Consider the following 11075-nt stretch of genomic DNA (forward strand, 5'->3'; position numbering starts at 1 on the left):
GTGAGACGCCGAAGCTTCACACAGCCTTCAGCCTGCAGTCACCCCATTCATCTTCCGTTCATCTGCGAACTGGGTCAATACCTGCAGCCGCAGGGACGATGTATCAGCTCTCACATCCCGCCGAGGCGGCCGCCGGGTCCCAGCGCACCGGTCGTTCGGTGCCGGAACGACCCCGCCGAGGCGGCCGCCGGGTCCCAGCGTCCGATTCAGTGCACGTATCCGTCGGCGACGGCCAGCGCCCGATCGAGGGCCTCGAGGCCGCGGCGGACATCGGCGTCGGGGGTGTTGAGCGGGGGCACGATGTGGATGCGGTTGAAGTTCGCGAACGGGAGCACACCACCCGCCTTGAGGGCGGCGATGACCGCGTTCATCTCCTCAGACGATCCGCCGTAGGCGGCGAGCGGCTCCTTCGTCTCCCGGGTCCGGACAAGCTCGACGGCCCAGAAGCAGCCCATCCCCCGGACGTCGCCGACGGAAGGGTGGCGCTCGGCGAGCTCGCGCAGGGCGGGACCGATCACCTCGGTGCCGAGGCGGTCGGCGTTCTCGACCATCCCCTCCTCACGCATCGCCCCGATCGTCGCCACCGCCGCCGCGCACGCGAGCGGGTGCCCGGAGTACGTCAGCCCGCCGGGGTAGGCACGGTCGCGGAAGGTCTCGTAGATCGCCTCCGAGATCGCGACCCCGCCGAGCGGGACGTAGCCGGAGTTCACACCCTTGGCGAAGGTGAGGAGGTCGGGGGTGACGTCCCAACGAGCGACGGCGAACCAGCGTCCCGTCCGGCCGAACCCGGCCATGACCTCGTCGGCGATGTAGACGATGCCGTAGCGCCGGGTCAGCTCCCGCACGCCCGCGAGGTAGCCGGCGGGCGGGCCGTAGATGCCGGCGGTTCCGGGCACGGTCTCGAGGACGAGGGCCGCGATGTTCGCCGGGCCCTCGAGGACGATGAGGTCCTCGAGGTGGCGCAGCGCGCGCTCGGTCTCCTCCGCCTCGGTGGTCGAGCCGAAGTACGAACGGTACTGATAGGCGGGCATGAAGTGGACGACGCCCTCAGCCGAGTAGTCGTTGGGGAAGCGGCGCGGATCCCCGGTGACGTTGACGGCGAGCTGAGTGCCGCCGTGGTAGCTGCGGTAGGCGGAGAGGACCTTCGTCCGGCCCGTGTGCAGGCGCGCCATGCGGATCGCGTGCTCGTTCGCATCCGCTCCCCCGTTGGTGAAGAACACGTGGTCGAGATCGCCGGGGGCGAGCTCGGCGATGAGGCGGGCGGCCTCCGAGCGGGCGTCGTTGACGTGCTGGGGTGCGATCGTGCACAGCCGGCCCGCCTGCTCCTGAATGGCGGCGACCACTGCGGGGTGCTGGTGGCCGATGTTCGTGTTCACCAGCTGCGAGGAGAAGTCGAGGAGCTTCCGACCCTCGCCGTCCCAGACGTACGAGCCCTCGGCCGCGACGACGGTCATCGGGGCGAACGGTCCCTGTGCCTGCCACGAATGGAAGACGTGGGCCCGGTCGAGCTCGTGGGCGCGCCGCCCGGCAGCGAGCTGCTCCTCGGTGGGTCCCTCGAGGCGGGGCGCCTCGGTGCCGGGTGCCTCGGTGCGGGCTGCGGCGTTCGTGGTCGCAGTCTCCTGGTTCGCAGCCAGCGCCGCCGTGTCCGCTGCGGACCCTGTCGGATCGATCGTCGTCGTCATCGTCGTGTCCTTGTCTTGTCGCCGAGGCGGTCAGTCGTGGGTCAGTCGTGGGTCGGGAAGCCGAGGTTGAGGCCGCCGTGGCTGGGGTCGAGCCAGCGGGAGGTGACGACCTTGCCGCGGGTGAAGAAGTGCACGCCCTCCTCGCCGTACGCGTGGGTGTCGCCGAAGAGCGAGTTCTTCCACCCGCCGAACGAGTACCAGCCGACGGGGACGGGGATGGGCACGTTGACGCCGACCATGCCGACCTCGACCTCGCGTTCGAAGCGGCGCGCGGCACCGCCGTCGTTGGTGAAGATCGCGGTGCCGTTGCCGTACGGGTTGGCGTTGATGAGTTCGAGGCCTTCGTCGTAGCCGGGCACGCGGACGACGGAGAGGACGGGTCCGAAGATCTCGTCGGTGTAGATCGACATGTCCGGGCTGACGTGGTCGAAGAGCGTCGGATTGAGGAAGAACCCGTCGGCGGGGACATCGTCCCGGCCGTCGAGGACGACGGTGGCTCCCGCCTCGGCGCCGGCATCGATGTAGCCTGCCACCTTGTCACGGTGGGCGGCGGTGATGAGCGGCCCCATATCGGGTTCGGTCGCGCCGTCGCCGACGCGCAGGGTGCGGGTGCGTTCGGCGATCTTCTCCACGAGCTCATCGGCGATCTGCTCGACGGCGACGACGACGGAGATCGCCATGCACCGCTCCCCCGCGGCGCCGTATCCGGCGTTGACGGCGGCATCGGCGGCGAGGTCGAGGTCGGAGTCGGGGAGGACGAGCATGTGGTTCTTCGCCCCGCCGAGGGCTTGGACCCGTTTGCCGGTGGCGGTCCCGGTCTCGTAGACGTACTTCGCGATCGGGGTGGAGCCGACGAAGGACACCGAGGCGACGTCCGGGCTGGTGAGGATCGTGTCGACGGCCGCCTTGTCGCCGTGGACGACGTTGAAGACACCGTCGGGCAGTCCGGCCTCCTGCCAGAGGGCGGCGAGCCAGTTCGCGGCGCTCGGGTCCTTCTCGCTGGGCTTGAGGACGACGGTGTTGCCGGCGGCGATCGCGACGGGGAAGAACCACATGGGGACCATCGCGGGGAAGTTGAAGGGCGAGATGATCGCTGAGACACCGAGCGGCTGGCGCAGCGAGTGGACGTCGACGGTCGTCGAGACGTTCTCGGAGAAGCCGCCCTTGAGCAGGCCGGCGATGCCGCACGCGAACTCGACGACCTCCTGCCCGCGGGCGATCTCGCCGAGGGCGTCGGAGAGGACCTTGCCGTGTTCGGCGGTGATGATCTCGGCGAGCTCCTGCTTGCGGGCGTTGAGCAGTTCGCGGAACGCGAAGAGGATCGCCGTGCGCTTGGCCAGGGACGTGTCGCGCCAGCCGGGGAACGCCTCGGTGGCGGCCCGGATCGCGCCTTCCGTGGTGGCGGCATCGGCGAGCGCGACCTCCCCCGTGACCTCTCCGGTGGCGGGGTTCGTCACCTCGCCGAGGCGGGTGTCGGGTCCGGCGGGAACGGTCCGTCCGTTGATCCAGTGGGAGATGGCGGCCATGGGGGTGTCCTTCTGCGTCGATGACAGGGGTGCTCTGCTCCCATCGTCGTCGCCCACCCGGCCGCACGACAGTGTCAGAGTGTCAGTTCTGCCGTCTTGAGAATTACACTGTGTCAATGAACGTTGAGAGGTCGGAGGCCGCAGCGAGCCTCACCGTCGCCGGGGTGCTCGATCTCGAGGAGATCCGCAGCGGTGCGCCCGAGGTCGTGGCCGGGGAGGCCGACCTCGATCGCCCGATCCGGTGGGTGCACATCGCCGATTCCGAACACGTCGAGCAGTTCCTCGAAGGCGGCGAACTCGTCCTTACGACCGCGCAGACCTTCCGCCGCTCCCCTGCCGCAATGACGGTCTTCCTCGATCAGCTCGAGGCGGCTGGTGCCGCGGGTGTCGTCGTCGAACTCGTCGACGATGCCTCGGATCCGGATGAGCAGGCCGCCGAGGTGGTCCGCCATGCGGCGTCCGGGCGCGAGCTTCCCGTCGTCGTCCTCACGCATCGGATCAAGTTCGTCCGCATCACCGAGGTCGCCCACCGCTCGCTGCTGGCCGAGCAGCTCGGGCGTCTCGAACGGGCGCGGGAGATCCATGAGACCTACACGCAGCTCAGCCTCGAGCGGGCCGAGGTCAGTGCGATCGTCGCGCGCACTGCCGAGCTGCTCGGAGCCCCGGTCGTCCTCGAGGATGTCGCCCATCGGGTGCTCGCCCAGGCCGGTCCGGGAGCAGAGGCGCTCGTCGCCAACTGGGTCGCACTCGTCTCCGGGGCCGACGCGTATGTCCGACGTGACTGGCCGCAGATCCCGGTCGGTCTGCAGTCGCGGCGGTGGGGCCGCCTCGTCGTGCCGGGCCTGCCGACCGGCGCGGCCAATGTCGAGCAGATCATCGAACGGGCGGCACAAGCGCTCACGCTCACCCGCATGGCAGAGACCGACGAACGGGATCTGCTGCTCCAGGCCCAGGCGGGTTTCGTCCGCGAGCTCATGGATGTCGGCGCCGAGGACGAGGCGCAGGCCAGAGCCCGGGCGCGTTCGCTCGGGTTCGAACCGCCTGGCGCGTCGCGGCTTGTGCCCGCCGTCATCCGCCTCGACCGGGATCCGAGCACGGATCCGACGCGGATGCAGCTATGGGAGCGCGCACTCATCCAGGAGGCGACTGCCGCTGCCGCCCGAGCCGGTGTCTCGACGCTGTCGACGGGACTGCAGTCCGGGTCGTTCGGGCTCGTCCTCGCTCTGCCTGGGCGCGGCGATGAGTCGAAGGCTCTGCACCGCGTGTTCGAGGAGATCGCCGATCTCGGGACGACGTGGGCGGTGGGGGTGGGCCGGAGCAGCTCGTCCCTGCTCACGGCGGTGTCGCGTCTCGAGTCAGCCGCTCAGGTCGCCGAGGTGGTCGCCACCCTCGATGTCCGCGAGCAGGTCTTCTACCGCGCCGGCGACGTGCGGCTGCGCGGACTTCTCGCGCTCCTCGGCGACGATCCTCGGCTGCGCGGCTTCGCCGAAGGGGAGCTCGGACCGCTGCTCGAGACCGACGACGAGGAGATGCTCGACTTCCTCGAGCTCGTCCTCGCCCACGGTGGGAACAAGTCAGCGGTGGCACGGGCCGGGTTCCTCTCCCGACCCGCCCTCTACGCGCGGCTCGCGAAGCTCCAGGACCGACTCGGCGTCTCCCTCGACGACGCCGAGTCGAGGACCGCGCTCCACGTCGCCCTCCTGTGGTGGCGGATGAATCGGTGAGGAGCCGCACCGGATGAATCGGTGAGGCGTACTGACAGGGCTCAGACGGTCAGGGTGCGGCCGGTGACGTTGCCCTCGACGGCACGCACGAAGGCCGCGGCCACCTCCTCATCGGTCACGGGGATCATCCCGGCGAAGGCGTCGTGGAAGTGCGGCGAGTTCGCGAGCACATTGGGGCTGACGGCATTGATCCGGATCCCCCTCGGCAGCTCCGGGGCAGCGGCCATGACGAAGGACTCGAGTGCGCCGTTGGCCAGCGCGGCCGCTGCCGCGGTCGGCACCGATTCGCGACTGAGGACTCCGCTGGTCAGCGTGATCGATCCGCCGTCCCGAACATGGTCGAGGCCCTGGGTGACGAACTCGACCTGGCCGAGGACCTTCGAGGTCAGGGCCGAGAGATAGTCGTCGCGGGTGAGGTCGGTGACGGGTTTGAATGGGACGGAGCCGGCGGCGACGACGATGGCATCGACCTCGCCGACCGCGTCGAGCAACCCCTGGATCGACGCGGGATCACTCGTGTCGACTCCTGGGTCCGTCGACCGTGAGGCGGAGATGACCTCGTGTCCGCGCGCTTCGAACTCGGCCACGGCCACCCGCCCGACATGACCGCCTGCTCCGACGACAAGAATTCTCATAGTGGGCACTCCTTCGCACCTTTGCTTCTCGTGCGGATCGCCGAGGACTCGGCGGTTCGCCCGGTCATCGCCGGCAAGGTCCGACCGGCACTGACCACACTAGACCTCGGCACTGACCTTCAGGGGATCCGCCGACTCCTCGGCTGTTTGTGGTCGAAGAACCGAGGATTCTGAGCCGTTTGGGCGTTTTTCCCTCAGTTATTCGACCACAACGGGGAGGCCAACAGACCTCGTGCACAGTCGGCTCTCCGGCCGCAGCCGGGCACGCAGAAGCCCCTGCGATCCGCTCAGACAAACGGATCGCAGGGGCTTCTCACAAACGCGGAGCCGGTGGGATTTGAACCCACGGTCCCCAGTTCAAGGGACTTCACCTTAGCAGGGTGATGCTTTCGGCCGCTCAGCCACGACTCCAGATTCTCGCCTCGGGGCGACACGCTCGACGCATGCCCCGAAACCACAGTTGACACTGCGAAGACCAGCCTATGCGAAAGGAACCTCCCAGAGCAAAGTTCACTGCGGCAGAGTGGGCTTGATCATAGTCGCTGGTACGAGGATCGTCGCATTTGCTGATGTTAGGGCGGTTTCGCAGGCGCATATCCGCGCGAATTCCAGCATTCGTCAATGTAGGGGCGTAAAATCGACCTGATGTGACCCGTGGTTCGCGCTCCGATACGCCCCCAACGACGGACATTGCGGGAGACATCTGCGCCGAAGACGAGGCGTCAACGGCCCGACACGCGGCGCACGAGATGAGCAACGAGGAGTTAAGAACTTGCCAGAGTTTCCCCCTGACAAGAGAGGACCTCAGGGGAGCGACCCCGATTCTCCATCTGCAGGCCGCCGCCTCCGCGCGTCATCCCGCCCCCGCTTCCGCGGCGAGGCCGCCGCCAGCTCGACCGAGAACCACACCGATGCACCGCCGCAGTCCCCGCGCGGCGCCGACTCGACCCGCCGGGCCTCCGAACCAGCCCCACCGTCTGCCGCCCACCAGCCTCCGCGTCCGTCCGGCTCCGATTCCCGCGGGGACTACTCCCTCAACAGCTCTCGCCGAGGCGGCTCCACCTCCGATTCGTCCGACGAGCAGTCGCCCCGGTCCAAAGCCCCGACCCCGCGTCCCGTCGCACCCCGCACCCGCCGTGAGGCGAGGATGCTCCGCGCGGCTGCCGCCGGCGGGGCGAGCGCTGCCGGCGTCGCCGCAGCCGCCGGCAACGTTGACCGCGGGCGCTCCTCCGCACCTGAGTCCCGAACCGCCTCGGCGCGGGCCGACGATTCCCGCGCAGATCAGGATCAGCGCTCCTCCCGGGACTCCGACTCCGGCCGTCGCCGCTCGCAGCGCGCAGCCGCGGCGGCGGCTCCGACAGCCGCAGCGGCAGCACCGGCAACCGCCGTCAGCGCCGGCTCCCCCGCCCCGGGCAACAGCTCCGGCTCCGGCTACAGCTCCGGCAACAACGGCAACGGTGACGGTGACAAGCCCGCCTCCGGCGGTCCCGAGCGCGCCCGCCGTCATTCCTCCCGCCTCGGCGAGGCCTTCCCCAGCCTTGTCGGATGGACGTCGCTGAGCACCCTGCTTCCGGGCATCGGACTCCTGCGCACGCGGTTCCGTCCGCTCGGCCTCATCGTCTTCGGCGGGTTCGTCCTCACGATCCTCTTCGTCATCGGCTACCTCCTCATCAAGGGACCCGTCCACGCGATCGGCACGATCATCGCGAGCCCCTCCCTGCTCAACTTCATCGCGTTCGCCGCCGTCGCCGTCGGTCTCATCTGGATCATCGTCGTCGTCCTCTCCTACCTCGGACTCCGGCGCGGGCATCGCTACCTGCCCTGGCAGAACCGCCTCTCCGGTGTGCTCATCGTCTCCCTCGTCCTCATCATCGGGATCCCCTTCGGCATCGGCTCCGTCTACGCCCGCGTCCAGAGCGACACGATCGCGAGCCTCTTCGGCGAGAGCACTGGAAAGACGGTCGACGCCAAGGAGCTGTGGAAGGACAAGCCCTACATCAACGTCTTCCTCATCGGCCGCGACAACGGCGACGACCGTCAGGGCACCCGCCCGGATACTATGCTCGTCGCCTCGATCGACACGAAGACCGGCAACGCCGCCCTCATCTCCGTGCCGCGCAACCTCGCGTTCCCGATCTTCCCCGAAGGCAGCCCCGAGGCCGAGGTCTGGCCCAACGGGTTCCGTCCCACCGGGGACTCCTCGGAGGACCTCATCAACGCCGTGTGGCAGTGGGGCGAGCAGAATCCCGACGCCGTTGGCGAAACGAACGGCCTCGAACCGGGGATGACGGCGACGATGGCCGCGGTCGAAGGATCACTCGGCCTCAATCTCGACTACTGGGCTTCGGTCGACATGGCCGGGTTCGAGGACGTCGTCGACGCCATCGGCGGAGTGAACATCGACGTCGAACGCCCCATCCCGATGGGCGGCGGCAAGTCGATGTCCGGAGTGCCGAACCGGGTCTTCGGCTGGATCGACCCCGGTCAGCAGAACCTCAAGGGCAAGAAGGCCCTGTGGTACGTCCGCTCCCGTGAGGGCAGCGACAACTACGACCGCATGTGCCGTCAGCAGCGGATGCTCAAGACGATGCTCGAGCAGATCGACCCGCAGGAGCTCGCCGCGGCCTACCCGAAGCTCGCCGGGTCGGCGACGAAGAACATCGCGACCTCGATCCCCCAGAACGAGATCCCGGCCTTCATCGAACTCGCCGTGGCCATGCAGAAGGGCGACGTGACGACGGTCCAGATCAACAACGACGTCACCCCCACCTACAACCCCGACTTCGATGTCCTCCACAAGTGGATCCAGGGCGAGATCAAGGGTGCCTCCGACGGCGCCGAATCGCCGCGCCCGACGAACGACCCGTCGAAGACTGACGGAGCCACCGACTCCGGTGACTCTTCAGAGTCCTCGGAGTCCTCGGAGGACCAGGGCCAGCAGGACCACAGCCAGGACGTCGAGACCGGCACCGATGCCCCGAGCGGCGACGGTGCGGGAACCTCGACCGATGACTCGGGTGTGCCCGGCGAACCCAACGCCGAGGGCAAGTGCTACCCCAAGGACTACCAGCCCGGTGACCCCTGGCCCGGCTACCCCGGCCCGGGCGCCGGAGACCAGGAGTGAGCGCCGACCACTCCGTCGCGATCATCGGGGTCGGCCCACGCGGGCTGAGCGTCCTCGAGCGACTCGTCGCCCTCGGTGCCCGCCGCTGGGATCCCGCGCGCGGACCGATCGTCATCCACCTCGTCGACCCGTACCCACCGGGTGCGGGCATCGTCTGGCGCACCGACCAGCCGACGAGCCTGCTCATGAACACGACGATCGGCGAACAGACGATCTTCCCCGACGGCAGCTGCTCCTTCCTCGCCGAGGCGATCGATGCCGGTGACGCGGCCCGCCCCGACGACCGCACCCCCGGGTCCACCGACAGCTCCTCCGTGGCGTCCGCCTCCTCCACCGGGGCGGCGGTCCCCTCCCCCGATGCGGCCGGCCGCTCTCCGTTCGGTCCGTCGATGGCCGAGTGGTACCGCGCATCCGGCGGCACCGAGCCCGTCGATTCGACGTTCCCCAGCCGCACCCTCTACGGGGAGTACCTCAGCGACGCCTACGCCCGGATCCGCGACTCCGCCCCCGATTTCATCCAGATCGTCGAACACCGCACCCGCGCCGAGTCGGTCATCGACCTTCCCGCCGTCGACCTTCCCGGTGACCCCGCCGAGGCGGTTCCCCCTCAGCTCATCCGGTGCGAGGACGGAACGACGATCATCGCCGCAGCCGTCGTCCTCGCCGTCGGCCACATCCCCAGCACTCCGACCGAGGAGCGTGCCCGTCTCGCCGCCTTCGCCCAGCGCTCAGGCGGGATCTACATCCCCCAGAGCCTCCCGGCCGAAGCCCCGCTCGACGAGATCCCCGCCCACGCGCGCGTCCTCGTCCGGGGCATGGGGCTCAACTACTTCGACGTCCAGACGCTGCTGACGATCGAGCGCGGCGGCAGCTTCGTCGACGCCGGCACGTCAGATGGCGCCGGCACGTCGGACGCCGGCGCATCCGCCGCGGAGTCCGCCGCGGAGTCCGACGCATGGTCCGATAACTCCGCGACCTCGACCGCCTCCGGGACCGTCCGCTACCTCCCGAGCGGGAAGGAACCCGCCCTCTTCCTCGGCTCCCGGCGCGGCATCCCCTACCGGAGCAAGCCGATCAGCCACGAGCATCCGCGCTCGGCTTGGCCGCTGCGGTACTTCACGAAGGAGAATGTCGCCCTCCTCGCCGGCATCGACGATCTCGAGGGCGAACGCCGGGCCGGGGCCCGCTTCAACGACCAGCTGTGGCCGCTCATCCTCGCCGACCTCCGCTTCGCCTACTACCGCACGCTCGCGCGCACGGATCCCGACGCGTTCGCCGACGATCCCGGGCGCCTGCGCGAAGCCATCGCCGAGGCGGTCTCCCGCCACCTGACCCGCCGCACCTGGCAGGAGACCCACCCGGAGGCCGAGTCGGCGAGCGACTCCTCCCGCCAGGGCCGTGTCACGCGTGAGGCCTTCGCCTGGGCGGAGATCGAAGAGGAGCTCGTCCCCGATCCGGCTCACCGGATGTCGCTCCACGATCTCCTCGACCCGCTCGACGGGCTCGAGTTCTCAAGCCGCGAACCCGGCGAACCGGACTCCCTCCACGACTGGATGCTCGACTTCCTCCGCACCGACCTGCGCGACTCGCTCGCCGGCCCCAAGGACAGCCCGGTCAAAGCGCTGTTCATGGTCCTCTGGCAGTCGAGGCTCCTTCTCAAGGAGCTCATCGCCGCTGGCCACATCGATCCGGTGAGCGTCGACATGGAGATCCGCGGCTGGTTCGAGGGCTTCGTGTCCGGAATCTGCGACGGTCCCCCGCCGAGGCGGATCGCCGAACTCATCGCCCTCGCCGAGGCGGACGTCGTCCGCTTCATCGGCCCCGATATGCACATCGGCGAGAACCCCGAGTACTCGGTGGAGACGGACCCGCAGAGTTCGACCGCACAGGATCCTGCAGCATCGGTGGAATCCGCAGCATCGGTGGACTCCGGTGCTGACGACGATCCTCTCCCGCAGATCTTCGCGGTCACCTCGGCGAGGATGGGAGGAACGATCACGGGAAGCGTCGTCATCGATGCCGCCTCCCCGACGAACTCCCTCGCTCTCGCCGCCGATGTCCTCATCCACGGGATGGTCGACCGCGGTCAGCTCACCCCGGCCCGCCTGACCTTGGACGACGGTCGCGAGAAGCGGCTGAGCGGTCTCGCGGTCACGGAGCGCCCCTACCGCACGATCGACGAGGAGGGTTCGGCCCATCCGCGTCGCTTCGCACTGTCGATCCAGCTCTCCTCGGTCCAGTGGGGTCTTGCGATCGCGGCCAACCCCGACTCCGATGCGACGACTCTCGCGGACTCGCACGCTGCCGCCGAGGCGATCCTCGACCTCATCTGAGGCCCGGGCCGACGAACCCGGTCGCTGCTGGAACAAGCTGATCGCTCCGGC

6 protein-coding genes and 1 tRNA gene are annotated in these 11075 nt (G+C 69.1%); 3 read left to right on the top strand and 4 right to left on the bottom strand.

From position 1 onward, the window contains the following. Positions 1-206: 206 nt before the first annotated feature. Both ACQ1RG_RS02180 and ACQ1RG_RS02185 read right to left on the bottom strand, forming a co-directional pair. On the bottom strand, positions 207-1682 hold the full coding sequence (locus ACQ1RG_RS02180) for an aspartate aminotransferase family protein (RefSeq protein ID WP_009381074.1): 1476 nt from the start codon (positions 1680-1682) through the stop codon (positions 207-209). Between the two features lie 41 nt (positions 1683-1723). Further along, a complete protein-coding gene (locus tag ACQ1RG_RS02185) occupies positions 1724-3208 on the bottom strand; it encodes a CoA-acylating methylmalonate-semialdehyde dehydrogenase (protein WP_009381075.1) in 1485 nt (494 codons plus the stop codon). A 116-nt stretch (positions 3209-3324) separates the two neighbouring features. Between ACQ1RG_RS02185 and ACQ1RG_RS02190 the strand changes: the two genes are divergently transcribed. Next, positions 3325-4932: a PucR family transcriptional regulator gene (locus ACQ1RG_RS02190; protein WP_009381076.1), complete on the top strand. Its 1608-nt coding sequence runs from the start codon at positions 3325-3327 to the stop codon at positions 4930-4932. Between the two features lie 41 nt (positions 4933-4973). Here the strand turns inward: ACQ1RG_RS02190 and ACQ1RG_RS02195 are convergent, their stop codons facing one another. Next, on the bottom strand, positions 4974-5567 hold the full coding sequence (locus tag ACQ1RG_RS02195) for a short chain dehydrogenase (protein ID WP_009381077.1): 594 nt from the start codon (positions 5565-5567) through the stop codon (positions 4974-4976). A 322-nt stretch (positions 5568-5889) separates the two neighbouring features. Further along, positions 5890-5978 (bottom strand) — tRNA-Ser (locus ACQ1RG_RS02200). 736 nt (positions 5979-6714) lie between these two features. Here ACQ1RG_RS02200 and ACQ1RG_RS02205 point away from each other — a divergent pair. Both ACQ1RG_RS02205 and ACQ1RG_RS02210 read left to right on the top strand, forming a co-directional pair. Beyond that, entirely contained in the window at positions 6715-8691 is a 1977-nt protein-coding gene (locus ACQ1RG_RS02205) for an LCP family protein (RefSeq protein ID WP_201671929.1), read from the top strand. Continuing rightward, a complete protein-coding gene (locus ACQ1RG_RS02210; protein WP_131247852.1) occupies positions 8688-11024 on the top strand; it encodes an FAD/NAD(P)-binding protein in 2337 nt (778 codons plus the stop codon). The genes ACQ1RG_RS02205 and ACQ1RG_RS02210 overlap by 4 nt, the downstream gene beginning before the upstream one ends. Positions 11025-11075 lie beyond the last annotated feature (51 nt).

Origin of the sequence: Brevibacterium sp. K72, from assembly GCF_050562175.1 — a bacterium.
GTDB classification, from domain to species: Bacteria; Actinomycetota; Actinomycetes; order Actinomycetales; family Brevibacteriaceae; genus Brevibacterium; species Brevibacterium casei.

Excerpts from the sequence above, each read along its gene's own strand:
- ACQ1RG_RS02180 (WP_009381074.1), bottom strand. The coding sequence starts at position 1,682 with ATGACGACGACGATCGATCCGACAGGGTCCGCAGCGGACACGGCGGCG.
- ACQ1RG_RS02185 (WP_009381075.1), bottom strand. The coding sequence starts at position 3,208 with ATGGCCGCCATCTCCCACTGGATCAACGGACGGACCGTTCCCGCCGGA.
- ACQ1RG_RS02190 (WP_009381076.1), top strand. The coding sequence starts at position 3,325 with ATGAACGTTGAGAGGTCGGAGGCCGCAGCGAGCCTCACCGTCGCCGGG.
- ACQ1RG_RS02195 (WP_009381077.1), bottom strand. The coding sequence starts at position 5,567 with ATGAGAATTCTTGTCGTCGGAGCAGGCGGTCATGTCGGGCGGGTGGCC.
- ACQ1RG_RS02205 (WP_201671929.1), top strand. The coding sequence starts at position 6,715 with ATGCTCCGCGCGGCTGCCGCCGGCGGGGCGAGCGCTGCCGGCGTCGCC.